Here is a 24,660-nt window from a genome sequence, read left to right on the forward strand (position 1 = left end):
ATCTAACGAAGTGCTGCGAGAAGCGTCAGCGCCAGTAGTAGCGGATGCCGACATAGACCACGGCGAGGCAGGCAAAGATCAGCGCCACCGGAAGCCTTGGTTTTGTCGCCGGGCCGGACGCGGCGGCTTTGGGCCGCGGGGGCGGCCGCCGGAACGCGGTGACATTGCCGGTATCGGTGGCCGGCTCGCTCGCGCGCGAGGGAATTTCGGGGGGCGTTCCGGAGCCGCCCATCTCGGCATAATAGCTCTTGTACATGAGCAGGATGGTGGCCTCGGAGGCCTCCGCCTCGGTCATTCTCGCCAGCAGCTGCCGGTAGCTTTCCAGAAAGCGCTGGGCTTCGGCGGGCAGGGCGGAGAACCCGTTGAGCTTGGCCAGCATTTTCCAGGTTGCGAAATCTGCCCTCGCACGGGTATCGGCGCGGCGTGCAATCAACATATCGGCAGCTTTTGTCGCCATGGCCCGGGGTCGGTTCTTCCCTGTATGCTGTTTCTATCTGAAGTTTAGGCGTTGCCGGTGATGAAGAGAAGCGCGCTGATCACATATCCGGTCAGTGTCCGAAGTATCGCCGAAATAACATCAAGATTTAGGCCGAGCTGCGCGCCGATGACAGGAAGCAGGATCAGAAGGCCGATCAGGATCAGCATCCCGTAGGGTTCCAGCCGCGACAGCGGGTATGCCAGCACCCGCGGCAGCAGCCCGACGGCGACCCGGCCGCCGTCCAGCGGCGGGATCGGCATCATGTTGAAGATTGCGAGCACGATATTGATCAGGAAAGCATTTTTGAGGTTGTCCGCCGTCCATTTGGCGGCGTCTGCCGGCACCAAAGGCAGGGCATGGAAGGCAAACGCCACGATCGTCGCCAGGACGATGTTGATGGCGGGTCCGGCCAGCGCCACCCAGACCATGTCGAGCCGGGGATGATTCAGGTTCCGGAAATTCACCGGGACCGGCTTGGCGTAACCGAACAGGAAGGGCGAATGCGAAAGCAGTAGCAGGCCCGGCAGAATCACAGTCCCAAACGGATCGATATGCTTGAGGGGATTGAAGCTGACCCGGCCGAGCTGCCAGGCGGTGTTGTCCCCAAGCCGATAGGCCACAAAGCCGTGGGCGGCCTCGTGGAAAGTAATCGCGATCACAAGGGGGAGCACCCAGACCGAAATGTCGTACAGCGAGATGTTCAAGCGGTCTGTCCCGGTTTGCGCGTCGAGGCCGCCAACCTAGCATGCCTGCGTTACTGGGGAACCGTCTCCTGATATTGCGGTAAACCGTCGTCGAGCCGGACCCAGGCCATCTTTGCCGATACCCAGATGTGCTCGGTCGGTGCAAAGGCGTTGCGGTCGTCGAAGGCGGCCAGCGCAACGCCCACCACGGTACCGTTGGTCCGGCGGGAAAACAGCCGTGTGCCGCAAACCTTGCAGAACACCCGGTCGAGCGCTTCCGAGGAGGGGAAACGCGCGGTATCGCCCTCGACGGAAAGCGCCGGCTGATCGAACAGCGCGCGGGCAAAGAACGGCGAACCCATCGCCTTCTGGCAGTTGCGGCAGTGGCAGATGCGGACATTGAGCGGCTCGCCCTCGGCCTTGAACCGGACCGCTCCGCAGAAACATCCGCCTTCCCGGATCATGCCCATCTCAATAGGTCGCCCGGCCGCCGGAAATGTCGAATACGGCGCCGGTCGAGAATGCGCAATCCTCTGATGCCAGCCAAGCCACCATCGCCGCGAGTTCTTCCACCAGCACAAAACGGCCCTTCGGAATTTTCGACAGCATGAAATCGATGTGCTGCTGCGTCAGCTGGTCGAAGATCGCGGTCTTCGCCGCCGCCGGCGTCACCGCGTTGACTAGGATGTCGTGCTGCGCGAGTTCCTTGCCGAGCGACTTGGTCAGCGCGATCAGGCCGGCTTTCGAGGCCGAATAATGCGCGGCGTTGGGGTTGCCTTCCTTGCCGGCGATCGAGGCGATGTTGACGATACGGCCGTATTTCTGCGTCAGCATCGTCGGCACCACAGCCTTGCAGCAGATGAAGGGGCCGTCGAGATTGATGCGCAACACCTTGTGCCATTCATCGAGGTCGGTTTCCCACACCGTCTTGTTGACGCCGGCGATGCCCGCATTGTTGACGAGGATATCGATCTTGCCGAGCGCCTTCAGCGTCTCGTCGCGGGTCTTCTCGACAGCGGCGAGGTCGGAGACGTCGACCTTGAAGGCGGAGACCGCCGGACCGATTTCCCTGGCGGTCTTTTCGGCAAATGGAAGGTCGTGATCCCAGATCGCGACCTTCGCACCCGATGCGACGAAGCGCTCGGCAATCGCGCGCCCAAAACCCTGCGCGCCGCCGGTGACGACGGCGCAACGCCCATTCAAATCGATCTTGTTCATGCTGGAAGCCTTTGATTGCGTGGACGTCAGAGCATGTAGCCGCCATCGACGACGAGGTCGACGCCGGTGGTGAACGCGGCTTCGTCGCTCGCAAGATAGACCGCCATGGCCGCGATTTCGTCTGCGGTGCCCAGCCGCCCCATCTTCTGGCGGGCGACGAACATCTCTTTGCCCTGCGGGCCGACGGCCGCGGCGCGGTCGAGCATCGAGGGTGTCTCCACGGTGCCGGGGCAGATGCTGTTGCAGCGGATGCCCTGAGTGATGAAGTCGAGCGCAATCGCGCGCGTGAGCAGTGAAACCGCAGCCTTGGACGCACTGTAGACATAACGGTTGGCCGGTGGCCTCAACGCCGCGCAGGACGAGATGTTGACGATGCTGCCGCCTCCGCCCGCCAGCATCGCCGGCAGAAACGCCCTGATGGTCCGGTGCATGGATTTGACGTTGAGGTCGAACGAGAAGTCCCAGTCTTGTTCCGAACAGTCCAGGATGGTTCCGTGGTGCACGAAGCCCGCCGCGTTGAGCAGGATGTCGATCTTTCCAATGCGCTTGGCGAAGGCGTCGACCTCGGCGGTGCTGCGAACGTCGAGCCGTGCCGTCTCGGCGATGCCGCTTTCATTGATGTCGGTGGCGATCACCGTGGCGCCTTCGCGCGCGAATGCGATTGCGCATGCACGCCCGATGCCCGCCGCCGCGGCGGTGACAACGGCGCGCTTTCCCTTCAGCCGATCTGACATTTTTTTCTTCTCCTTGTTTCCCTCTCGTCATTGCGAGGAGCGAAGCGACCAAGCAATCCATTCTCGCGATGCGGCACGGTGGATTGCTTCGCTGCGCTCGCAATGACGGCAATCAGCTAATGATTGTCCCGCGCCACGCCGACCGTGCCCGCAATATTCTGATAGCGCGTGGCGAGCTCCATGCAGGCACCGGTGGCCTGCTGGCCGACGGTCGAGCGATAGAGCTCCTGCCACGGCGTCTGGTTGGCGGGGTAGGCGAAGCCGCCCTTGGCCTTCAACTCGGCGCGACGCTTCTTCAATTCGTCGCTCGTGATCAGGATATTGGCGTCGCCCTTGTTGAGGTCGATGCGGACCTTGTCGCCGGTCCTCAGGATCGCAAGCCCGCCGTCGGCGGCGGCCTCCGGCGAGGCGTTGAGGATCGAGGGTGAACCCGAGGTGCCGGACTGCCTTCCGTCGCCGATGCAGGGCAGCGAGAGGATACCGCGTTTGATCAGCGCCGCCGGCGGCTGCATGTTCACCACCTCGGCGCCGCCGGGATAGCCGATCGGCCCGGCGCCGCGGATGAACAGCACGCAGTGCTCGTCGATGTTGAGCGAGGGATCGTCGATCCGGTTGTGATAATCCTCAGGCCCCTCGAACACGATGGCGCGTCCTTCGAACGCATTCAGGTCTTTGGGATTGATCAAATAGCGGTCGCGGAATTCCTTGGAGATCACGCTGGTCTTCATGATTGCGGAATCAAACAGATTGCCGCGCAGCACCAGGAAGCCGGCATCCTTTACCAGCGGCTTGTCGTAGCTCCAGATCACATCGCCGTCGGGCTTGGGCGCCTCGCGGCAGTTCTCGCCCATGGAGCGGCCGTTGACCGTCGCGGCGTCCTCATGGATGCGCTTGTGCGCCATCAATTCGCGCACCACCGCCGGCACGCCGCCGGCGCGGTGATATTCCTCGCCAAGATAGAAGCCGGCCGGCTGCATGTTCACCAATAGCGGGATGTCATGGCCGTGTTTCTGCCAGTCGTCGATCGAGAGCTCGACGCCGATATGCCGCGCCAGCGCGTTGATGTGGATCGGCGCGTTGGTCGAGCCGCCGATCGCCGAATTCACCACGATGCAGTTCTCGAACGCCTTGCGGGTCAGGATGTCGGAAGGTTTGAGATCCTCCCAGACCATCTCCACGATCCGCTTTCCCGTCTCGTAGGCGATCTGGCCGCGCTCGCGATAGGGCGCCGGGATCGCCGCACAGCCCGGCAGCGACATGCCGAGCGCTTCCGCAAGCGAATTCATGGTCGAGGCGGTGCCCATGGTGTTGCAATGGCCGACCGACGGGGCCGAGGAGGCCACGATTTCGATGAACTCGTTGTAGTCGATCTCGCCGGCGGCAAGCCGCTCGCGGGCTTTCCAGACGATGGTGCCCGAACCGGTGCGCTCGCCGTTGAACCAGCCGTTCAGCATCGGGCCGCCCGAGAGCACGATCGCGGGCAGATTGACGGTCGCCGCCGCCATCAGGCAGGCGGGCGTCGTCTTGTCGCAGCCGGTGGTGAGCACCACGCCATCGAGCGGATAGCCGAACAGGATTTCGACGAGGCCGAGATAGGCGAGGTTGCGGTCGAGCGCCGCGGTCGGCCGCTTGCCGGTTTCCTGGATCGGATGCGTCGGAAATTCCATGGCGATGCCGCCGGCCGCGCGGATGCCTTCGCGCACCCGGTGCGCCAGTTCGAGGTGGTGGCGGTTGCACGGCGACAGGTCGTTGCCGGTCTGGGCGATGCCGATGATCGGCTTGCCGGATTGCAATTCCTCTCGGGTCAGGCCGTAATTCAGATAGCGCTCGAGATAGAGCGCCGTCATTCCCGGGTTATGCGGGTTGTTGAACCACTCGAGGGAACGTAGCTTCCGGCCCTTGCCATTGGTGGCAGTCTTGTTGTCATCGTTTTTCATTGGGTCCTCCCGCACTGCAAACTCATGGGCGGCTTAAATCACGGCAGCGATGCACCATGCCAAGAATTTCATCCGCTGCAACGCGCTTGCCTTCTCCCGTCTGAGCCATCCGATCCTAATTCGGCTCAAAAGATAGCGCTACCATTTTCTGTCCGCACGCGATCCCTTCCGGAGATGGCGATCATCACATGCTTTGCGGCATCGAACTTTCGCGGACCATCAACTGAAAACCGAGGTCGATAACCGGCTCCTGCGGACGACGGCCTTCGATCGCGTCGATCACCATGGTGACAGCATGCCGGCCCATTTCATAGCGATTGGTGCGCACGCTGGTGAGCGCGGGGACCGCGGAGGCGGTGAATTCCAGGTCGTTGAAGCCGACAATGGCCAGATCGCGGGGAACGGCTATCTGCCGGCGCTGGCATTCGAACAGGACGCCGAGCGCAAGATCGTCGTTGACGCAGAACACGGCGTCGATGTCGGGCCTCTGCGCAAGAAGATCCGCGAACAGCGTCCCGCCAAGTGTCACGGTGGTCGGCACGGAAGTGGTGACGACGAGGGTAGGGTCGAACAGCGAGGCCGCTTTCATGGCATCCCGATACCCTTCGAACCGCCGCTGCACGCGAGGATCCATTCGCGCGCCGAGAAATCCGATGCGGCGGCGTCCTTGTTCGAGGATGTGCGAAATTGCCGCAAAAGCTGCGTCGTAATGCGAGAAGCCAACCATCATGTCGACCGGACTATCGCCGATCTCCATGATCTGCGTGACCGGGCAATTCATGGACTCCAGGATGGTGCGCGATTCCGCGGTCTGGTTGATGCCGGTGACAATCAATCCCGCGGGCTTCTGCGCCCGGAACAGGCGCAGCAGCTTTTCCTCCTGCAGGATGCTGTAGCGGGTATTGGCAAGCTGAATGGTGTAGCGGCTGCCTTCGGAAGAATCGTAGATGCCTCGCAACACATCGGCGAATACGTTGTTGGTGAGGGAGGGGATGACGACGCCGATGACTTCGGTGCGGTGCGAGGCCAGCGCGCGCGCGGCGAGATTGGGGACGTAACCCAGTTCCTTGACGGCGCTATCGACGCGCTCCCGCTTGCTCACCGACAGCGCTTCGGGGTTCCTGAAAAAACGCGATGCTGTGATTGGGCTGACGCCGGCGAGCTTGGCGACCTCGGTGAGGCGGATTTTGCCAGACTTTGTCTGTTTTCGTCCCATCCTGCGCTCATATCACAACGGATTAGACGTTTGAACAATTATTGACAGCGCTACCATCGGATTGCTAAAAGCCGACAAACTGCAGATGATAATGACCGTTGAATTCGGCTTCCGGCATTAGAGTCGAAAAAGACAGCAGGGCGCCGCCGTCCACCTGTGGCGCCAAAAACAGAAAAAATGAGGGGAGAGAGTTCGATGTCGTCGGTACAGATTCGCGACGTGCGAAAGTCGTTCGGCAATTTTGAAGTTTTGCACGGCGTGTCGATTCCGATCGACGATGGCGAGTTTGTCGTGCTGGTCGGCCCCTCCGGCTGCGGCAAGTCGACCTTGCTGCGGATGCTTGCCGGCCTCGAAAACATCACCTCAGGCACGATTTCGATCGGCGATCGCGTCGTCAACAATGTCCAGCCGAAAGAGCGCGACATTGCGATGGTGTTCCAGAACTACGCGCTCTATCCGCACATGACCGTCGCCGACAATATGGGCTTCTCGCTCAAGCTGCGCGGCGCGAAGGCTGACGAAATCTCCAACGGGGTGAAGCGCGCCGCCGAAATCCTGGCGCTGACGCCGCTGCTCGAGCGCTATCCCCGGCAATTGTCGGGCGGCCAGCGCCAGCGCGTCGCCATGGGTCGCGCCATTGTGCGCGATCCGCAGGTGTTTTTGTTCGACGAGCCGCTTTCCAACCTCGACGCCAAGCTGCGCGTCGCGATGCGCACCGAAATCAAGGAACTGCATCAACGGCTGAAGACCACCACCGTCTACGTCACGCACGACCAGATCGAAGCCATGACCATGGCCGACAAGATCGTGGTGATGCATGACGGCGTTGTCGAGCAGATGGGCACCCCGCTCGAACTCTACGACAGCCCGGCCAACCAGTTCGTGGCGGGCTTCATCGGCTCGCCGGCGATGAACTTCCTCAAGGGCCAGGTGAAGTCGAACGGCAGCGCCGGCTTTGAGGGACCGAATGGCGTCAAGCTGCCGCTAAAGTCGGCGCCGGCCAATTCGGAAGGGCGGCCCGCCGTGTATGGCGTCCGTCCCGAACATTTCACCATCGCCGATGACGGCGCCGAAGCCGAGATCGTCGTGGTCGAGCCGACTGGCTCGGAAACGCAAGTGTTCGCCAAGCTCGGCGGCGAGCAGGTCGTCGCGGTATTTCGCGAACGTCATCAATTCAACCCGGGCGACAAGGTCCGGCTGAAGCCAGACCCGGCGCTCGTGCATCTGTTCGACGAGCAGACCGGGAAACGACTGAACGCCTAAAAAAATAACGTCAAAATTATAAATCAACGGGAGGATGGACTATGCAGGATTTTACCCGCCGTACCCTGCTTAAGGGCGGCACCGCGCTTGCGGCAACCGGTGCGCTTACGGGGCCGGCGTTGTTCGACTTTGCAAAGGCCTGGGCACAAGCCTCGCCGTGGAAGGCCGAGCCCGGCGCCAAGCTGACCGTGATGCGCTGGAAGCGCTTCGTGCCGGCGGAAGACGACGCGTTCAACGCCATGGTCGCTGCCTTCAAGACCGCGACCGGCACCGAAATGAACGTTTTCTCCGAATCCTTCGAGGACGTGCAGCCGAAGGCGTCCGTTGCCGCCAACACCGGCTCGGGCATCGATCTCGCCTGGGGTCTGCACACGTTGCCGCAGTTGTTCCCGACCAAAGTTCTCAAGATGAACGACGTCGCCGACTATCTCGGCAAGAAATACGGCGGATGGACCGATGCTGCCGCCAAGACCTGTATGCTGGGCAATGACTGGCTCGGCATCCCCGTCGCCACCATCGGCGGCTACATGACTTACCGCAAGTCGGCGGTCGACAAGGCCGGATTCAAGGAATTCCCCAAGGACTTCCCGGGCTTCCTCGCGATGTGCAAGGCGTTGAAGGCGAACAACACTCCGGCGGGCTTCGCGCTCGGTCATGCCACCGGCGACGCCAACGGATGGCTGCACTGGGTGCTTTGGGGGCATGGCGCCTATACCGTCGACAAGGACGACAAAGTCATCATCAACTCGCCGGAAACGCAGAAGGCGCTGGAATATTGCAAGGAGCTTTCCGACGCATTCATTCCCGGCACCGCGTCCTGGAATGACGGCTCCAACAACAAGGCGTTCCTGGCAGGTGAGCTCTACTGCACCGCCAACGGTATCTCGATCTATGTCGCCGCCAAAGACGATCCGAAGATGAAGGATCTTACCGAGGATACCTATCACGCGCTGTGGCCGGTCGGCCCGGTCGGAAAACCGACTGAACTGCAGCTCGCGGTTCCGATCCTGGCGTTCAACTTCACGAAGTATCCGAACGCCGCGAAGGCCTTTGTCGCGTTCATGCTGGAAAAGGAAAACTACGAGAAGTGGCTTTCGGGCGCGCGCGGCTATCTGACCCAAACGCTCAATGCCTACGACTCGGCACCGGTATGGACGGCGGATCCGAAGAACGCGGTGTTTGCTCAGGCCAGCAAGCGCGCGCTTCCGGCGTCAGGCATCGGCAAGGTCGGTGAAAAGGCGGCGACCGCGATTGCCGACTTCATCGTGGTCGATATGTTTGCCAACTACTGCACCGGCGCCAAGGATGCCAAGACCGCCATGGCCGAAGCCGAACGGCAGTTGAAGCGCATCTATCGTTGATGGAACCGGAGCGGACGGCGGTCGATCGCCGTCCGCTCCAACAACAGTTAATTCGGGACACCACCCATGGCTGACATCGCGCTCCAACCACGGATAGCCAAGCCGCAGATCCGCGAAGCCACCACGTGGGACCAGATCAAGACCAACCGCAACTGGCTCGGTTTCTGGTTCATGCTGCCGGCGATGGGGTTCCTGATCTTCTTCCTGGCCTATCCGCTGGGGCTGGGCATCTGGATTTCGTTCACCGACGCCAAGATCGGCCGGCCCGGCACATTCATCGGGGTCGAGAATTACGAATGGCTGTGGGATGATTCCATCTTCTGGCTCTCGGTCTTCAACACGCTGCTCTACACTTTCATCGCAAGTGCGATCAAGTTTGCGATCGGCCTCTATCTGGCGCTGCTGTTGAACGAGAACATGCCGTTCAAGGCGATGCTGCGGGCGCTGGTGCTGATTCCCTTCATCGTGCCGACCGTGTTGTCGGCGCTGGCGTTCTGGTGGATTTTCGATTCGCAGTTCTCGATCATCTCATGGTCGCTGAAGCATCTCGGCCTGATCACCCAGAACATCAATTTTCTCGGCGATTCGACCTGGGCCCGCATCTGCGTGATCTTCGCCAACATCTGGCGCGGCGTGCCATTCGTCGCCATCACGCTGCTCGCCGGCCTGCAGACCGTGCAACCGTCGCTCTACGAAGCCGCGACGCTTGATGGCGCGTCGAAGTGGGAGATGTTCCGCTTCATCACCTATCCGTTGCTGACGCCAATCATTGCGGTCGTGATGACGTTCTCCGTGCTGTTCACCTTCACCGACTTCCAGTTGATCTGGGCGATGACGCGGGGTGGTCCGGTCAACGCAACGCACCTGATGGCGACATTGTCGTATCAGCGCGCCATCATTGCCGGCCAGCTCGGCGAGGGCGCGGCGATCTCGAGCGCGATGATCCCGTTCCTGCTCGCCGCGATCATGGTTTCCTGGTTCGGGCTGCAGCGTCGCAAGTGGCAGCAGGGTGAAAACAATGACTGATCTTCCCACCTCGCGGATCGATCTCAAGGCCGTCCTGCATGGCTCGGCGCCGACCGTTGCCAAGGACGATCACAGCGAGGGCATGAGCTATCTGCAGTCGGTGCCGCGCCGGATGGTGACGCTCTATCTGCCGCTGTCGATCATCGTGTTCGTTCTGCTGTTTCCGTTCTACTGGATGGGACTGACGGCGATCAAACCGGACGAGCAACTGATCGACCTCGAGACATATAATCCGTTCTGGACCTGGAATCCGACCTTCAAGCATATCCACAAGTTGCTGTTCGAGAGCTACTATCCGCACTGGCTTTGGAACACGATGTATGTCGCGGTCGGGGCCACCGTCCTGTCGATTTTCGCCAGCGTGCTGGCAGCCTATGCCATCGTGCGGTTGCGCTATCGTGGCGCGCATTGGGTCGGCGGCCTGATCTTCCTTTCCTATCTGGTGCCGCCCTCGATCCTGTTCATTCCGCTTGCGACCGTCGTGTTCCAGTACGGCCTGTTCGACTCGCCGATGGCGCTGATCCTGACCTATCCGACCATCCTCATCCCGTTCTCGACCTGGCTCTTGATGGGCTACTTCAAGACCATCCCGTTCGAACTGGAAGAGTGCGCCCTGATCGATGGCGCCAGCCGCTGGCAGATTTTGATCAAGATCGTGCTTCCGCTGGCGGTCCCCGGCTTGATCTCGGCGTTTATCTTCTGCTTCACGCTTTGCTGGAACGAGTTCATCTACGCGCTGACGTTCCTGCAATCCACCTCCAACAAGACGGTGCCGGTCGCGATCGTCAACGAGTTCGTCGATGGCGACGTCTATCGCTGGGGCTCGCTGATGGCGGGTGCGCTCGCTGGCTCGCTGCCACTGGTCATCCTTTACGCCTTCTTCGTCGAGCATTATGTGTCGGCCATGACGGGAGCCGTGAAGGAGTGAGCGCTTTGAGGCCCGTGTCGGACATTATCTCTTGACGCGTTTTCTTCACGCGAACCGATTCCCACTTCGCCTGAAAACGCTATAAAAGGGTTCAAAAGGAGACGGGTCTTGCACATTCTGATTCTGGGCGCCGCCGGCATGGTGGGCCGCAAGCTGACCGAGCGGCTGCTGCGCGACGGCCGCCTCGGCAAGCACGACATCACCCGCATGACGTTGCAGGACTTGGTGACGCCAGCCAAGCCCGCCAATGCGTCGATCCCGATCGAGGTCGTAGCCTCCGATTTCGCCGATGCGGGCGCGGCGGGCCCGCTGATAGCTGGCCGGCCGGAGGTGATCTTTCATCTCGCCGCCATCGTGTCCGGCGAGGCCGAGGCCGAGTTCGACAAGGGCTACCGGATCAATCTCGACGGCACGCGATATCTGATCGATGCCATCCGCCACGCCAGCGGCGGCTACAAGCCGCGCCTGGTGTTTACCTCCTCGATCGCGGTGTTCGGCGCGCCATTCCCGGAAAAGATCGGCGACGAATTCTTCCATACGCCGCTAACGAGCTACGGCACGCAGAAGTCGATCTGCGAACTGCTGATCAACGATTACACCCGCAAGGGCCTGCTCGACGGCATCTCGATCCGTCTACCGACGATCTGCGTGCGCCCGGGCAAGCCGAACAAGGCGGCTTCCGGCTTCTTCTCCAACATCATCCGCGAGCCGCTGGCGGGTGAGGAGGCCGTGCTGCCGGTCTCCGAGGACGTGCGGCACTGGCACGCCTCGCCGAAATCGGCGGTCGGCTTTCTGGTCCACGCCGGCACCATGGACCTCGACGCGATGGGGCCGCGGCGCAACCTGAGCATGCCCGGCATGTCGGTGACCGTCGGCGAACAGATCGCAGCCCTCGACCGCGTCGCCGGCAAGAACGTCACCGCGCGTATCAAGCGGGTGCCAGATCCAACCATCATCGGCATCGTCTCCGGCTGGCCGCGCGACTTCGTCGCCGACCGCGCGCTCAAGCTCGGCTTCACCACCGCCGAGAAGACGTTTGACGACATCATCCGGATTCACATCGAGGATGAGCTTGGCGGCAAGTTCGCAGGCTAACGTGGCTTCACGTTTCTTCACGCGGATGCGGTCATGAGCAAGGTAGCCTGCATCGGCGAATGCATGGTCGAGCTGAAGCAGGCTGATGGTGGCCTGTTTTCGCGTGGCTATGGCGGCGATACGCTCAACACCGCCGTCTATCTCGCCCGGCTCGGCGTCGGCGCCGATTATGTCACCGCGCTCGGCGACGACAGCCTCAGCGATGAGATGATCGCAGGCTGGGCGGCGGAGGGGGTCGGGATCAGCCGGGTGGCGCGGTTGCCGGGCAAGCTTCCGGGCCTCTACATGATCCAGACCGACGACCAGGGCGAGCGCCGCTTCTTTCACTGGCGCGACAGCGCCGCCGCGCGCAGCCTGATGGATTTGCCGCAGACGCCGGAGATCCTCGATGCGCTGGCTGGCTATGACGTGATCTATCTGTCGGCGATCACGCTCTCGCTGTACGGCGCGGAGGGAAGAGCGCGGCTGTTCGCGGCTCTCAGGCACGCGCGCGAAAATGGGGCACGTTTCGCTTTCGACACCAATTTCCGCGCCCGCGGCTGGCCCGATCTCGACGTCGCGCGTGCCGTCTTTCAGGAGGCCTTTGCCGCGGCAGATATAGTGCTGGCTTCCACCGAGGATTTGCTGCCGCTCTATCCGGGCGTATCCAACGAAACCTTGCTGGCGCGGATTCCCGGGCCCGAGGTCGTGTTGAAGCTTTCGGAGCCGGCGAGCATCGTGCGCCTGGAAGGCGTTCCTTATCCGATCAAGGCGAAGCCGGTGGAGGCGCCCATCGTCGATACGACGGCGGCTGGTGACAGTTTTGCGGCCGCCTACGTGGCCGCGCGTCTCGTGGGCGCCGATCCGATCGAGGCGGCCCGTGCCGGGCATCGTCTGGCCGGCGTTGTGGTATGTCATCCCGGCGCAATCATCCCGCGCGCGGAGATGCCGCCCGGCCTCATCCCGAACCACATCAATTCTCGCAAGGCATCGCCATGACCGCAGCCACAAGGCAGGAACAACTCGCCGCCATCTTCAAATCCGCCACGGTGATCCCCGTGCTCACCATCGAGCGGGTGGAGGATGCGGTACCGCTGGCCCGCGCGCTGGTCGCCGGCGGGGTGCACGTGCTGGAGGTTACCCTGCGAACGCCGGTCGCCGCAGACGCCGCCAAGGCCATGATCGCGGAGGTGCCGGAAGCCATTGTCGGCATCGGCACGATTTTGAACGCCGACGATCTGGCGAGGGCGACGGCGCTCGGAGCCAAATTCGGCATCAGCCCCGGCGCGACGCCGGAGCTCTTGAAGGCTGCCGCAGCAAGCGACCTGCCGTTCGCGCCGGGGATCGCGACAGCTTCCGAGCTGATGCAGGCGCTGGCGGCCGGCTTCGATCTCGTGAAATTCTTTCCGGCCGAGCAGGCCGGCGGTATCAAGGCACTTCGGGCGTTGGCCGGCCCGTTTCCGAATATCAGGGTGTGCCCGACCGGCGGCATCGGCGAGGCCAATGCCGCGACCTGGCTGGCCGAGCCGAATGTGGTGGCGGTGGGCGGTTCCTGGCTGTGTCCAGCCGCCGATATCAGGTCCGGCAACTGGGCCGGCATAACCGCCATGTGCGAGCGGGCGATGAAATCGCTGAAAGCGGCACCAAGATAGGTTACAAACCGACCCGAACCGGAACAGGGAGAACGACCATGACAGCCAGCATCGTGGGGTGGGCGCACACGCCATTCGGCAAGTTCGACGCGGAAACCGTCGAGAGCCTGGTGGTGAAGGTCGCGACCGATGCGCTGGCCGATGCCGGTATTTCCGCCGAAGACGTCGACGAGATCGTGCTTGGGCATTTCAACGCCGGCTTCTCGCCGCAGGATTTTACGGCCTCGCTGGTGCTGCAGGCCGACCCCAAACTGCGCTTCAAGCCGACCACGCGGGTCGAGAATGCCTGCGCCACCGGTTCGGCGGCGGTGCATCAGGGCATCCGGGCGATTGCCGCGGGGGCGGCAAAAATCGTGCTGGTGGTCGGGGTCGAGCAGATGACGCGGACGCCGGGCCCGGAGATCGGGAAGTACCTCCTCAAGGCCTCCTATCTGCCCGAGGATGGCGACACCGTCGGCGGCTTTGCCGGCGTGTTCGGAAAGATCGCGCAAAGCTATTTCCAGAAATATGGCGACCAGTCGGACGCGCTGGCGATGATCGCCGCCAAGAACCACAAGAACGGCGTCGCCAACCCCTATGCGCAGATGCGCAAGGATTTTGGCTTTGAATTCTGCCGCGCCGAGAGCGAGAAAAACCCCTACGTTGCTGGCCCCCTGAAGCGCACCGACTGTTCGCTGGTGTCGGATGGCGCGGCGGCGCTGGTGCTGACGGATTCGGAAACCGCGAAGACCATGGGCAAGGCGGTGAACTTCCGCGCCACCGCGCACGCGCAGGATTTCCTGCCGATGTCCAAGCGCGACATTCTGCAGTTCGAAGGCTGCACGGTGGCCTGGCAGCGCGCGCTGGCGCAGGGGGGCGTGCAGCTCTCCGACCTCTCCTTTGTCGAAACCCACGACTGCTTCACCGTCGCCGAACTGATCGAGTATGAAGCGATGGGCCTGACGCCGCGCGGGCAGGGCGCCCGCGCCATCAAGGAAGGCTGGACCCAGAAGGACGGCAAGCTGCCGGTCAACCCGTCCGGTGGCCTCAAGTCCAAGGGCCATCCGATCGGCGCCACCGGCGTCTCCATGCACGTGATGAGCGCGATGCAGCTCGTCGGCCAGGCGCCCGAGGGCATGCAGCTCAAGAACGCCAAGCTCGCCGGTATCTTCAACATGGGCGGCGCGGCGGTGGCGAATTACGTTTCCGTGCTGGAGCCTGCGAAGTAGCCGCAAAAGTGCTATCGTAGGGTGGGCAAAGGCGCATTTGCGCCGTGCCCACCATTTATTGCCGTCGATGAAGCTGGTGGGCACGCTTCGCTTTGCCCGGCCTACATATCTTGCTAGCCTGCGGTAGCCATTTCCGGAGCGCGCATCATGAGCAACGAGAGTTCGTTGTCATTGGCAGAACTCAACGATCGGATCAGGATTCTGGAAGACAACATCCGTCAGTTGATCGAACAGGCTGCTGCTGCTTCCGGCGAACGGAACGAGTCCCGCATCGCCGACCGCCTCAGCCAGCAGAACGAAGAGCTGGAGCGCCTGACTCGGGAACGCGACGCCAGGCCGAAGAAATAGCCGCCATCGCGCGCATACGCCCATACGCTGGGCGCGCCTTGATCTTCGCAAGTGCCTGCCGTTACTTGGTTCTCACAACAATGCGAGGCCAGATGGCCCGCATAGCGGGGAGCAGGCTGATCCATGGGACCTTTAGAGGGCATCAAGGTCATCGACATGACGACCGTGCTGATGGGGCCCTACGCCACCCAGATGCTCGGCGATTACGGCGCCGATGTCATCAAGGTTGAATCGCACGATGGCGATGTGACGCGGCAGATCGGGCCGACCCGTCATCCCGGCATGGGGCCGGTGTTCCTCAACACCAACCGCAACAAGCGCTCGATCTGCCTCGATCTGAAGAAGCCCGCCGGGCGCGAGGCCGTGCTGCGACTGATCAAGTCCGCCGACGTGCTGGTCTATAATGTGCGCCCGCAGGCGATGGCGCGGCTGAACCTCGGCTATGACGTGGTGTCGAACGTCAATCCGCGCCTGATCTATGCCGGCGTGTTCGGCTTCGGCCAGGACGGGCCCTATGCGGCAAAACCCGCCTATGACGATCTGATCCAGGGCGCGACGGCTCTGCCGGCGCTGATGGCGCAGACCGCCGACGGCGTGCCGCGCTATGTTCCCAACGCGCTCGTCGACCGTATCGTCGGGCTCACCGCGGTGGGCGCGATCTGTGCCAGCCTGGTCGACCGCGACCGCACCGGCCGCGGTCAGCGCGTCGATATCCCGATGTTCGAGACCATGGCGGGCTTCGTGATGGGCGACCACATGGGCGGTCTCACCTACGAGCCGCCGCTCGACAAGGGCGGCTACGCCCGTCATCTGTCGCCCGACCGGCGGCCGTACAAGACCTCGGACGGCTATATCTGCGTGATCGTCTACAACGACAAGCAGTGGCAGAATTTCTTCGATGCCACCGGCCGTGACGACCTTCGCGTCCACCCGAAATTTGCGACCTTCGCCGGCCGCGCCATCAATATCGACGTGGTCTACGCCGAACTGGCACGCATCCTCGAGACCAAGACCACGGCCGAGTGGACCGCTATCCTGGAGAAGGCGGATGTGCCCGTGATGCCGATGCATGATCTCGAAAGCCTGCTCGGCGATCCCCACATCGCCGCGACAAATTTCTTCCCGGTCGTCGATCATCCGACCGAGGGCCGCATCCGCAACATGAGGCCTTCCGTCCGATTTTCCGAAACGCCGGTCGAAACGAAGCGGCTGGCGCCGCGCCTGAGCGAGCACAGCGCGGAAATCCTCCGCGAAGCCGGGCTTTCGCCGGATGAGATCGCAGCGCTGGTTCGCGATGGCGTCACCAGGCCCGCGTCAAACACGTAAGGACGGGATAGATGGATTTTGCGCTGTCGGCCAACCAGGAATCGATCCGCGACGCGGTCGGAAAAATCTGTTCGCGTTTCGACGATGCCTATTGGCTGAAGAAGGACAAGGAGGGCGGCTATCCGGCTGACTTCCACCGTGCGCTGGCGGACGCCGGCTGGCTCGGCATCTGCATCCCCGAGGAATATGGCGGATCCGGGCTCGGTATCACCGACGCCGCGATCATGATGCGGACGATTGCGGAGTCGGGCGCCGGCATGTCCGGCGCGTCAGCCGTGCATATGAACGTGTTCGGGCTCAACCCCGTTGTTGTCTTTGGTACCAAGGAACAGTGCACCCGCATGTTGCCGCCGATCATCGACGGTCGCGACAAGTCCTGCTTTGCGGTGACCGAACCCAACACCGGGCTCAACACCACGCAGTTGAAAACTCGCGCGGTGCGCAAGGGCGACAAATACGTCGTCAATGGCCAGAAGGTCTGGATTTCGACCGCGCAGGTCGCCAGCAAGATTCTGCTGCTGGCGCGCACCACGCCGCTGGAAGAGGTGAAGACGCCGACGCAGGGCTTGAGCCTGTTCTATACTGATTTCGACAAGCAGCGCGTCACCGTGCATGAGATCGAAAAGATGGGTCGCAAGCCCGTCGATTCCAACGAATTGTTCTTCGAGAACTTCGAAATCCCCGTCGAGGATCGCCTGGGCGAGGAAGGCCGCGGCTTCGAATATATCCTGCACGGCATGAATCCCGAGCGCATCCTGATCGCGGCGGAAGCGGTGGGCCTCGGCCAGATCGCGCTGTCGAGGGCGTCGGCCTACGCCAAGAACCGCATCGTCTTCAACCGCCCGATCGGCATGAATCAGGGCATCCAGCATCCGCTGGCGAAGAACTGGATGGAGCTGGAAGCCGCGTGGATGATGGTGCTGCGCGCGGGCTGGCAATACGATCAGGGCATGCCATGCGGCCCGGCGGCCAATGCTGCAAAGTATCTCGCCGCGGAAGCCGGCTTCCACGCCTGCGAGCAGGCTGTCATGACGCATGGCGGCTTTGGTTACGCCAAGGAATATCATGTCGAGCGTTATCTGCGGGAATCCCTGATCCCGCGCATCGCGCCGATCAGCCCGCAGCTCATTCTCAGTTTCATCGCCGAGAAGGTGCTCGGTCTGCCGAAGTCGTATTGAGGATGCGAAGGCGATCTAACGTCGTTCCGGGGCGATGCGAAGCATCGAACCCCAATGTGCAATTGCACATTGCGGAACCTCGAGATTCCGGGTTCGCGTCTTCGACGCGCCCCGGAATGACGGTGAGGGTATTGTCATGAGCTTTATCACCGGCGTCGGGTTGACGTCCTACGGCAAGCATGAAGGATCGTCCTCGCTCGATCTCATGAGCAAGGCGGCCGAGCTTGCGATTGCCGATGCCGGGCTGAAGCGATCCGAGATCGACGGCATTCTCTGCGGCTATTCGACGGTGTCGCCGCACATCATGCTGGCCACCGTGTTCGCCGAGCATTTCGGCATTCAGCCATCCTATGCCCACGCCGTACAGGTCGGCGGCGCTACCGGGCTCGCCATGACCATGCTGGCGCATCATCTGGTCGACGCCGGCGTGGCAAAGCATGTGCTGGTGGTCGGCGGCGAAAACCGTCTCACCGGGCAGAGCCGCGACGCCTCGATCCAGGCGCTGGCGCAGGTCGGTCACCCCGATTACGAGGTGACCTTGGGGCCGACGATCCCTGCCTATTACGGCCTCGTCACGTCGCGCTACATGCATGAATATGGCGTCACCCAGGAAGATCTCGCCGAATTCGCGGTGTTGATGCGCGCCCACGCCTTGACCCATCCCGGCGCACAGTTCCATGAACCCATCACCGTCGCCGACGTGATGGCTTCAAAACCAGTGGCGATGCCGCTCAAGCTGCTGGATTGCTGCCCGGTGTCCGACGGCGGCGCGGCGTTCGTGATCAGCCGCGAGCCGACCTCCGCGACTGGCATTCGCGTGCGCGGCTGCGCGCAGGCGCACACCCATCAGCACGTCACAGCCGCGCCCGCATTGAGCAAACTCGGCGCCGAGATTGCGATCGCCAAGGCGAAGGCCGCGTCGGGCGTCGCGATATCGGACGTGCGTTACGCCGCGGTCTACGACAGCTTCACCGTCACGCTGGCCATGCTGCTGGAAGACCTCGGCCTTGCCGGGCGCGGCGAGGCGGCCGCGCGGGTGCGCGCAGGGCATTTTGGCCGCGAGGGGGCTATGCCCCTCAACACCCATGGCGGGCTTTTGAGCTACGGCCATTGCGGCGTCGGCGGCGCGATGGCGCATCTGGTGGAAACGCATTTGCAGATGACGGAGCGCGCCGGACCCCGGCAGGTCCGCGATGCCTCGGTCGCGCTGTTGCATGGCGACGGTGGCGTGCTGTCGTCGCACGTCAGCATGTTTCTGGAGCGGGTGCGATGACCGACAAACTCGCCGACTGGACCAAGGGCGCCGAGGGCATCGTCTATCAATCCTGCGGCGCGTGCGGAGCCGCGCAATATTTCCATCGCCGTTTCTGCGCCGCCTGCGGTGCGCCGGATCCGATGGAGAAGCGTGCCAGTGGAACCGCGATGGTCTACGCGACCTCGCTGGTTTGTCGCGCCGCGACGCCAGAGACGCGCGCGCATGTTCCCTACAATATCGTGCTGGTCGATGCGGCGGAGGGCTTTCGCATGATGGCCCACGGCGACAGCGATCTCGCGATCGGTGACAAGGTCACCGTAAGCTATCGGCCGTTTGCGGGAAGGCTGGTTCCGTATTTCGAGAAAACATGAATCTCAGACGCAAAATGCTCACGCTACGAAGCAACCCAGAATTACGCGGAACAGGTGAAATCTGAGTGCTTCGACGCGTCAACATTCAGTGCCAGTAGAACACGACGCTGGCGATAACGAGCATTGCTGTTACCGCCATCATCTGCGCAAGCGCTTCCGAGGCCGCCTTTTTGGTGGCTTCCTTCATGCCTAACTCCCTAGACTTGGGCATGAGTCATCAATGCCCGCAAAGGCTTGATGGCTCGGTTGGTTTTTACTCGGAACGCCCCGCGACGAGTATTCGCTCTTTTGAGTCCCCACTCAGCGAATATCGACAGTCCCGAGAATCGACCAGCATTGAGGCGGCAATTTGGCTCGCTCGTAGCCGGTTTGTGCACGAGAGAGGGAGTTTTTTGGCGCGAGTCTAGCGGCTTGGGCGCAGGCCCGAACCTGAGGCAGCGACCTTTCGACAGTTGATCAGCTTTCTGCTGCGGTGCATGATCTCCCTGTCAACAAATCAGAAAATCTCCAAACCCCAAGGTGATCAATGGCCCGCGTCGAATACAGCGATCCCGCCAAGCACAACGAGCGCACCCGCGAATTGCTGGGCAAAAACCGCAATGCGAACATCTTCCGGATGATGGCGCATTCGCCGAGCTATCTCGAACAATACTGCCGACTCGGCGGTGCCATCAGGCACAAGGGCGAACTCGACCCGATTGTGCGCGAACTCGCCATCACCCGCACCGGCATTCTCTGCGAGGCGCCCTACGAAATCGTCGCCCACAAGCGGATCGGCAAGAACGTCGGCGTCACCGACGAGCAGAACGAGGCGCTGGAGCACTGGCAGGTGGCGACCTGCTTCAATGATGTGCAGCGCGCCGCGCTCGCCTTCACCGACGAGATCGTCAAACTTCACAAGCCGACTGACGCGACGTTCAACGCCATTGCCGCCAAATTGACCACGGCTGCATTGGTCGAACTGCAGCTTTCGGTCGGCTTCTACATCATGACGTCGAAGTTCCTGGAGACGTTTGCCATCGACCTGCAGCCGGTAACGGAAGTGGTGGGCTGACGGATTTGTCGCGTGGGTCAGAGTGATATCGTGATCGACGAGGAACTCGAATCTTCGGTACGTGCAGCCATCGCTCGGTTGCATGCGGCGATGGCCATGGTCGCGAACGGTGACGTCTCGGCAATCAAGGATCTTTATTCGCACACGTCCGAGGCAACCAGCTTCTATGGGTGGGGCGGTTACGAAAAGGGATGGGAGGCGGTTTCGCTCCGTTGGGACTGGGCCGGCGCCCAGTTCAAAGGCGGAAGCGTACGTCACGAGAATATCTCGACGATCATCACGCCGGAGATGTTCTATGTTACCGACATCGAGACCTTCGAGGGGCAGCGCGTCGCAAGCGTAGACGGCACAACGGGGTGGTCCAACCGGGTTACGCATGTTTTCCGCCGCGAAGCAGGCGAGTGGCGTCTCGTCCACCGCCACGCTAACCGGCTGGAATCGCAACACGAGCCATCTGCCAGACTTACAACAACCCTTGTGAGATGATCTCAGTCTCGCGGCCCGTATCGTCGCAGCGCCTCCAGCGTCAATCCTTTGCCGACAGCGCCGAAAATGTCACCCTCGACGATGCGGGCCGACGGTACGGCTTTGGTAATCGCCGTCCGGACGTGGGCGAGCTTCACGGAGCCGCCGGTCAGGAACACGGCGTCGATATCGCCGGCGGCCAGCCCTGCTTGGACAAGGCAGTTGTTGATACGCGCCGCGATGCGATCGGCCAACTGCTTTGTATGGCTGACGAGATCGGGGCGGCTGATATCAGCACCGAGACCGGGGGTAACCCACTCCAGCGGAATGTCCGCCCGGCGCTTCTCGGACAGGGCGATCTTGGCCTCTTCGACTTCCATCGCCAGCGTATGGCCGCGCTGTTCGTGCACCACGCGTATCAGCCGGTCGAGAAGTTCCGGCTCGCGGGCCTCCTGCCGGACCTGGCGGATATCGGCCATCACGCGGGGCTCATACATGCGGTTGATGCTCGACCAGGTCGCGAGGTCGTGAAAATAGCTCGACGGCACGTCAAGCCCGGGACGCTTCATGGCGCTGCGGAATCCGAACAGCGGCATGATCACGCCGAGGCTGAGCTGACGGTCGAAATCGGTGCCGCCGATGCGAACGCCGTCATTGGCGAGAATATCGGCGGCGCGATCGGCCTTGTCGTGGCGGCCGGGCCCCAGGCGCACGATCGAAAAGTCGGAGGTGCCGCCGCCGATATCGGCGATCAGTGCGACTTCCTCCGATGTGATCTGTCGCTCATAGTCCAGGGCCGCGGCGATCGGTTCGAACTGAAACGTGACCTCGTCAAAACCGATCCCCCGCGCAATTGTCCTTAAGGTATCCTCCGCCTTGCGATCGGCGTCCGGCGCATTGTCGACGAAGTGCACCGGCCGGCCGTGGACAACGTTACGCAGTTCATGGCCGGTGGCCTGTTCCGCGCGGCGTTTGACCGCGCCGAGGTAATAGGCGATCACGTCGCGAAAGCTGACCCGTGCGCGTCCGAGCCGGGTGGTTTCGTCGATCAGCGAGGTTCCGAGCACTGACTTGAGGCTTCGCATCAGGCGTCCGGGCGCGCCTTCAACATAGGCTTCCACGGCCCTGCGGCCGATCAAGACGCCGCCGTCGGTCTCGTAGAACATCGCGCTGGGTATAGTGGTCTGGGCCGCCTCCAGCGCCACCAGAATCGGCGCCCGGCCTTCGATGGTGCCAAGCGTCGTGTTCGACGTTCCGAAATCAAGGCCGCAGACGGACATGGATGCTCCCAAGGGGAGCGTCCGTTTACACACTACAACGCCATCGATCCACCTTTATCTCGTGTCATCCCAATTGGTTGTTCGCACATATTGATTTGCTCGGTTAAGGCCATCCACAGATCAATTTGTTTCGTGCGGCGGGTTGGCAAATCAATCCGAGATGGTCCATAAGCTCCGTCCTCGCGGCTGGTCCTCCCGCCGCAAAACGGCTTTGGAAAGAGGTCGCGTGGCAAATATCAATCGACAGATCGCGGAAGAACTCGGCGTTCGCGAACAGCAGATCTCGGCGACAGTCGAATTGCTCGACGGCGGCGCCACCGTGCCGTTCGTGGCGCGCTATCGCAAGGAAATCACCGGCGGGCTCGACGACGCGCAATTGCGCACACTGGAAGAGCGGCTGACTTATTTGCGCGAACTCGAGGAGCGCCGGGTCACCATCCTCAACTCGGTGCGCGAGCAGGGCAAGCTCGACGCCGCGCTGGAAGCGGCGATCATGGCGGCCGACAGCAAGGGGCGTCTGGAAGACATCTACCTGCCGTTCAAGCCGAAGCGCCGCACCAAGGCCGAAATCGCCAAGGAAGCCGGGCTCGAACCATTATCCGAGCTGTTGCTGACGCAACCGCAGAACGATCCGCAGGCCGTGGCCGCGAGCTTCGTCGACGCCGAGAAGCAGGTGGCGGACGTCGCCGCGGCGCTCGAAGGCGCGCGTGCGATCCTGGTGGAGCGCTTTGCCGAGGATGCCGATCTGATCGGGCGCTTGCGCGAAGAAATGTGGTCGAACGGGGTGATGACATCGACCGTGCGCAAGGGCAAGAAGACCGAAGGCGAGAAGTTCAAGGACTATTTCGACTACAACGGAGCCCTGCACAAGCTGCCCTCGCACCGCATTCTCGCGCTGTTTCGGGGCGAGAAGGAAGAAATCCTCGAGCTGCAGATGCTGCCCGATGCGCTAGTCCCGGTCGCCAACGTGCCGAGCGCGTATGAACTGAAAATCATGCAGCGCTTCGCCATCACCGATCAGGGCCGGCCAGGCGACCGCTGGCTGATGGAGACAGCGCGCTGGGCGTGGAAAACCAAGATCCAGGTGCATCTCAACATCGATTTGCGGATGCGGTTGTGGACGGCGGCGGAGACCGAGGGCGTGCGGGTGTTCGCCTCGAATTTGCGCGACCTGCTGCTGGCGGCGCCGGCCGGCGCGCGCGTGACCATGGGGCTCGATCCCGGCTACCGCTCCGGCGTCAAGGTCGCCGTCGTCGACGCCACCGGCAAGGTGGTGGCGACGAGCACGGTCTATCCGCACGAACCGCAACGGCAGTGGGACGCGACGCTGGCGACGCTGGGCAAGCTCGCGGTCGCGCACCGCGTCGACCTGATTGCGATCGGCAACGGCACCGCCTCGCGCGAGACCGACAAGCTGGCGACCGAACTGGTCAAGCTGCTGCCGGACCTGAAGATGTCGAAGATCGTGGTGTCCGAAGCGGGCGCGTCGGTCTACTCCGCCTCGGCCTTTGCGTCCGAGGAATTGCCGGAGCTCGACGTCACCTTGCGCGGCGCGGTGTCGATCGCGCGGCGCCTGCAGGATCCGCTGGCCGAACTGGTCAAGATCGACCCGAAGGCGATCGGCGTCGGGCAATATCAGCATGACCTCGGCGAAACCAAATTGGCGCGCTCGCTCGATGCCGTGGTCGAAGACTGCGTCAACGCCGTCGGCGTCGATGCCAACACGGCTTCCGCGCCGCTGCTGGCGCGGGTGTCGGGTATCGGCGCGGGGCTGGCGCAAAGCATCGTGCAGCATCGCGACGCCAACGGGCCGTTCAAATCGCGCAAGGCCTTGAAGGAAGTGCCGCGGCTGGGACCGAAAGCATTCGAGCAATGCGCAGGATTCCTGCGCATCAACGGTGGTGAAGACCCGCTTGATTCGTCCGGTGTGCATCCGGAAGCCTATCCTGTGGTGCGGCGGATACTCACCGCAGCCAAGAGCGACATCAAGGCGCTGATCGGCAATGCCGAGATCGTGCGTCAGTTGAAGCCGCAGGCCTTTGTCGACGACACGTTTGGTCTGCCCACGGTGACCGACATCCTGCGCGAGCTGGAAAAGCCCGGCCGCGATCCGCGCCCGGCGTTCAAGGCCGCGGTGTTCAAGGAAGGCGTCGAGGAGATCAAGGACCTCAAGCGCGGCATGATCCTGGAAGGCACGGTGACGAACGTCGCGGCGTTCGGCGCCTTCGTCGATATCGGCGTGCACCAGGACGGCCTGGTGCACATCTCGGCGATGTCAAAAACCTTTATCAAGGACCCGCGCGAGGTGGTGAAGCCGGGCGACATCGTCAAGGTCAAGGTGCTGGAGGTCGAGGTCGCCCGCAAGCGCATCGCGCTGACGCTGCGGCTGGATGACGAGGTCGGCGCCAAGGGCCCCAAGCTGTCGGAAACCAAGATGCGAGAATATTCGAAGGCCTCGATGACGTCGTCTGCGCCTAAGGCGCAGGATCAGGGCGGCGCATTGGCCGAGGCCCTGCGCCGTGCGGCCGAAAAGAACGGACGGGGCAAGGCGGGTTAGGCAGAGCAGGCGTCGGGGCTTTATGCTTCGAGACGCATCGCTTTGTGA

At 62.5% G+C, this 24,660-nt stretch carries 24 protein-coding genes; 16 read left to right on the forward strand and 8 right to left on the reverse strand.

Annotation, left to right across the window (positions count from 1 at the left end; genetic code table 11):
- Nucleotides 1-25 precede the first annotated feature (25 nt).
- The 7 genes from V1283_RS13365 to V1283_RS13395 all read right to left on the reverse strand — a co-directional run bounded on the left by V1283_RS13365 (nt 26) and on the right by V1283_RS13395 (nt 6,266).
- Nucleotides 26-436, reverse strand: a complete 411-nt coding sequence (locus tag V1283_RS13365) for a hypothetical protein (RefSeq protein ID WP_334393047.1) — start codon at nt 434-436, stop codon at nt 26-28.
- Nucleotides 437-501: 65 nt separating this feature from the next.
- On the reverse strand, nt 502-1,182 hold the full coding sequence (locus V1283_RS13370) for a site-2 protease family protein (RefSeq protein WP_334386945.1): 681 nt from the start codon (nt 1,180-1,182) through the stop codon (nt 502-504).
- A gap of 50 nt (nt 1,183-1,232) precedes the next feature.
- Nucleotides 1,233-1,625: a GFA family protein gene (locus tag V1283_RS13375; protein ID WP_334386946.1), complete on the reverse strand. Its 393-nt coding sequence runs from the start codon at nt 1,623-1,625 to the stop codon at nt 1,233-1,235.
- A 7-nt stretch (nt 1,626-1,632) separates the two neighbouring features.
- Complete coding sequence (locus tag V1283_RS13380) at nt 1,633-2,379, reverse strand: SDR family NAD(P)-dependent oxidoreductase (RefSeq protein ID WP_334386947.1); 747 nt, start codon at nt 2,377-2,379, stop codon at nt 1,633-1,635.
- Nucleotides 2,380-2,405: 26 nt separating this feature from the next.
- On the reverse strand, nt 2,406-3,113 hold the full coding sequence (locus V1283_RS13385) for an SDR family oxidoreductase (protein ID WP_334386948.1): 708 nt from the start codon (nt 3,111-3,113) through the stop codon (nt 2,406-2,408).
- Between the two features lie 116 nt (nt 3,114-3,229).
- Nucleotides 3,230-5,050: an IlvD/Edd family dehydratase gene (locus V1283_RS13390; protein WP_334386949.1), complete on the reverse strand. Its 1,821-nt coding sequence runs from the start codon at nt 5,048-5,050 to the stop codon at nt 3,230-3,232.
- A gap of 184 nt (nt 5,051-5,234) precedes the next feature.
- Complete coding sequence (locus V1283_RS13395) at nt 5,235-6,266, reverse strand: LacI family DNA-binding transcriptional regulator (protein WP_334386950.1); 1,032 nt, start codon at nt 6,264-6,266, stop codon at nt 5,235-5,237.
- A 195-nt stretch (nt 6,267-6,461) separates the two neighbouring features.
- On the opposite strand from V1283_RS13395, the gene V1283_RS13400 reads away from it, so the two are divergent.
- The 15 genes from V1283_RS13400 to V1283_RS13470 all read left to right on the forward strand — a co-directional run bounded on the left by V1283_RS13400 (nt 6,462) and on the right by V1283_RS13470 (nt 20,796).
- Complete coding sequence (locus V1283_RS13400; protein WP_334386951.1) at nt 6,462-7,529, forward strand: ABC transporter ATP-binding protein; 1,068 nt, start codon at nt 6,462-6,464, stop codon at nt 7,527-7,529.
- Nucleotides 7,530-7,570: 41 nt separating this feature from the next.
- The gene (locus V1283_RS13405) at nt 7,571-8,890 is read left to right on the forward strand and encodes an ABC transporter substrate-binding protein (RefSeq protein WP_334386952.1); all 1,320 of its coding nucleotides are present in this window, start codon (nt 7,571-7,573) and stop codon (nt 8,888-8,890) included.
- Between the two features lie 66 nt (nt 8,891-8,956).
- Nucleotides 8,957-9,916 carry a carbohydrate ABC transporter permease gene (locus tag V1283_RS13410; RefSeq protein WP_334386953.1) on the forward strand — a complete coding sequence of 320 codons (960 nt, stop codon included), beginning with the start codon at nt 8,957-8,959 and terminating at the stop codon, nt 9,914-9,916.
- Complete coding sequence (locus tag V1283_RS13415; RefSeq protein WP_334386954.1) at nt 9,909-10,844, forward strand: carbohydrate ABC transporter permease; 936 nt, start codon at nt 9,909-9,911, stop codon at nt 10,842-10,844. The genes V1283_RS13410 and V1283_RS13415 overlap by 8 nt, the downstream gene beginning before the upstream one ends.
- A 108-nt stretch (nt 10,845-10,952) precedes the next feature.
- The gene (gene denD, locus V1283_RS13420; RefSeq protein WP_334386955.1) at nt 10,953-11,939 is read left to right on the forward strand and encodes a D-erythronate dehydrogenase; all 987 of its coding nucleotides are present in this window, start codon (nt 10,953-10,955) and stop codon (nt 11,937-11,939) included.
- 33 nt (nt 11,940-11,972) lie between these two features.
- Nucleotides 11,973-12,917 (forward strand): sugar kinase, encoded by a 945-nt coding sequence (locus V1283_RS13425; RefSeq protein WP_334386956.1) that lies wholly within the window; start codon nt 11,973-11,975, stop codon nt 12,915-12,917.
- Nucleotides 12,914-13,570 (forward strand): bifunctional 4-hydroxy-2-oxoglutarate aldolase/2-dehydro-3-deoxy-phosphogluconate aldolase, encoded by a 657-nt coding sequence (gene eda, locus V1283_RS13430; RefSeq protein ID WP_334386957.1) that lies wholly within the window; start codon nt 12,914-12,916, stop codon nt 13,568-13,570. Before V1283_RS13425 ends, eda begins: the two co-directional genes overlap by 4 nt.
- A gap of 38 nt (nt 13,571-13,608) precedes the next feature.
- Complete coding sequence (locus V1283_RS13435) at nt 13,609-14,778, forward strand: acetyl-CoA acetyltransferase (RefSeq protein ID WP_334386958.1); 1,170 nt, start codon at nt 13,609-13,611, stop codon at nt 14,776-14,778.
- 147 nt (nt 14,779-14,925) lie between these two features.
- On the forward strand, nt 14,926-15,126 hold the full coding sequence (locus V1283_RS13440) for a hypothetical protein (protein WP_334386959.1): 201 nt from the start codon (nt 14,926-14,928) through the stop codon (nt 15,124-15,126).
- A gap of 123 nt (nt 15,127-15,249) precedes the next feature.
- Nucleotides 15,250-16,452, forward strand: a complete 1,203-nt coding sequence (locus V1283_RS13445; RefSeq protein ID WP_334386960.1) for a CaiB/BaiF CoA transferase family protein — start codon at nt 15,250-15,252, stop codon at nt 16,450-16,452.
- 11 nt (nt 16,453-16,463) lie between these two features.
- Nucleotides 16,464-17,630, forward strand: coding sequence for an acyl-CoA dehydrogenase family protein (locus V1283_RS13450; RefSeq protein ID WP_334386961.1), 1,167 nt, complete (start codon nt 16,464-16,466; stop codon nt 17,628-17,630).
- A gap of 136 nt (nt 17,631-17,766) precedes the next feature.
- Nucleotides 17,767-18,903: a thiolase family protein gene (locus V1283_RS13455; protein ID WP_334386962.1), complete on the forward strand. Its 1,137-nt coding sequence runs from the start codon at nt 17,767-17,769 to the stop codon at nt 18,901-18,903.
- A complete protein-coding gene (locus tag V1283_RS13460) occupies nt 18,900-19,256 on the forward strand; it encodes a Zn-ribbon domain-containing OB-fold protein (RefSeq protein ID WP_334386963.1) in 357 nt (118 codons plus the stop codon). Before V1283_RS13455 ends, V1283_RS13460 begins: the two co-directional genes overlap by 4 nt.
- A 526-nt stretch (nt 19,257-19,782) precedes the next feature.
- Nucleotides 19,783-20,310 (forward strand): carboxymuconolactone decarboxylase family protein, encoded by a 528-nt coding sequence (locus tag V1283_RS13465; RefSeq protein WP_334386964.1) that lies wholly within the window; start codon nt 19,783-19,785, stop codon nt 20,308-20,310.
- Between the two features lie 30 nt (nt 20,311-20,340).
- Nucleotides 20,341-20,796, forward strand: a complete 456-nt coding sequence (locus tag V1283_RS13470) for a YybH family protein (RefSeq protein WP_334386965.1) — start codon at nt 20,341-20,343, stop codon at nt 20,794-20,796.
- A 2-nt stretch (nt 20,797-20,798) separates the two neighbouring features.
- Here the strand turns inward: V1283_RS13470 and V1283_RS13475 are convergent, their stop codons facing one another.
- Nucleotides 20,799-22,055 (reverse strand): Hsp70 family protein, encoded by a 1,257-nt coding sequence (locus tag V1283_RS13475; protein ID WP_334386966.1) that lies wholly within the window; start codon nt 22,053-22,055, stop codon nt 20,799-20,801.
- Between the two features lie 226 nt (nt 22,056-22,281).
- Here V1283_RS13475 and V1283_RS13480 point away from each other — a divergent pair, with 226 nt between their 5' ends.
- A complete protein-coding gene (locus tag V1283_RS13480) occupies nt 22,282-24,612 on the forward strand; it encodes a Tex family protein (protein ID WP_334386967.1) in 2,331 nt (776 codons plus the stop codon).
- The last annotated feature ends 48 nt before the right edge of the window (nt 24,613-24,660 follow it).

It is taken from the genome of Bradyrhizobium sp. AZCC 2262, assembly GCF_036924535.1.
GTDB lineage: Bacteria > Pseudomonadota > Alphaproteobacteria > Rhizobiales > Xanthobacteraceae > Bradyrhizobium.

Coding starts and splice junctions, on each gene's coding strand:
- V1283_RS13365 (WP_334393047.1), bottom strand. CDS start 436: ATGTTGATTGCACGCCGCGCCGATACCCGTGCGAGGGCAGATTTCGCA.
- V1283_RS13375 (WP_334386946.1), bottom strand. CDS start 1,625: ATGATCCGGGAAGGCGGATGTTTCTGCGGAGCGGTCCGGTTCAAGGCC.
- V1283_RS13380 (WP_334386947.1), bottom strand. CDS start 2,379: ATGAACAAGATCGATTTGAATGGGCGTTGCGCCGTCGTCACCGGCGGC.
- V1283_RS13385 (WP_334386948.1), bottom strand. CDS start 3,113: ATGTCAGATCGGCTGAAGGGAAAGCGCGCCGTTGTCACCGCCGCGGCG.
- V1283_RS13390 (WP_334386949.1), bottom strand. CDS start 5,050: ATGAAAAACGATGACAACAAGACTGCCACCAATGGCAAGGGCCGGAAG.
- V1283_RS13395 (WP_334386950.1), bottom strand. CDS start 6,266: ATGGGACGAAAACAGACAAAGTCTGGCAAAATCCGCCTCACCGAGGTC.
- V1283_RS13400 (WP_334386951.1), top strand. CDS start 6,462: ATGTCGTCGGTACAGATTCGCGACGTGCGAAAGTCGTTCGGCAATTTT.
- V1283_RS13405 (WP_334386952.1), top strand. CDS start 7,571: ATGCAGGATTTTACCCGCCGTACCCTGCTTAAGGGCGGCACCGCGCTT.
- V1283_RS13410 (WP_334386953.1), top strand. CDS start 8,957: ATGGCTGACATCGCGCTCCAACCACGGATAGCCAAGCCGCAGATCCGC.
- V1283_RS13415 (WP_334386954.1), top strand. CDS start 9,909: ATGACTGATCTTCCCACCTCGCGGATCGATCTCAAGGCCGTCCTGCAT.
- V1283_RS13425 (WP_334386956.1), top strand. CDS start 11,973: ATGAGCAAGGTAGCCTGCATCGGCGAATGCATGGTCGAGCTGAAGCAG.
- eda (WP_334386957.1), top strand. CDS start 12,914: ATGACCGCAGCCACAAGGCAGGAACAACTCGCCGCCATCTTCAAATCC.
- V1283_RS13435 (WP_334386958.1), top strand. CDS start 13,609: ATGACAGCCAGCATCGTGGGGTGGGCGCACACGCCATTCGGCAAGTTC.
- V1283_RS13440 (WP_334386959.1), top strand. CDS start 14,926: ATGAGCAACGAGAGTTCGTTGTCATTGGCAGAACTCAACGATCGGATC.
- V1283_RS13445 (WP_334386960.1), top strand. CDS start 15,250: ATGGGACCTTTAGAGGGCATCAAGGTCATCGACATGACGACCGTGCTG.
- V1283_RS13450 (WP_334386961.1), top strand. CDS start 16,464: ATGGATTTTGCGCTGTCGGCCAACCAGGAATCGATCCGCGACGCGGTC.
- V1283_RS13455 (WP_334386962.1), top strand. CDS start 17,767: ATGAGCTTTATCACCGGCGTCGGGTTGACGTCCTACGGCAAGCATGAA.
- V1283_RS13460 (WP_334386963.1), top strand. CDS start 18,900: ATGACCGACAAACTCGCCGACTGGACCAAGGGCGCCGAGGGCATCGTC.
- V1283_RS13465 (WP_334386964.1), top strand. CDS start 19,783: ATGGCCCGCGTCGAATACAGCGATCCCGCCAAGCACAACGAGCGCACC.
- V1283_RS13475 (WP_334386966.1), bottom strand. CDS start 22,055: ATGTCCGTCTGCGGCCTTGATTTCGGAACGTCGAACACGACGCTTGGC.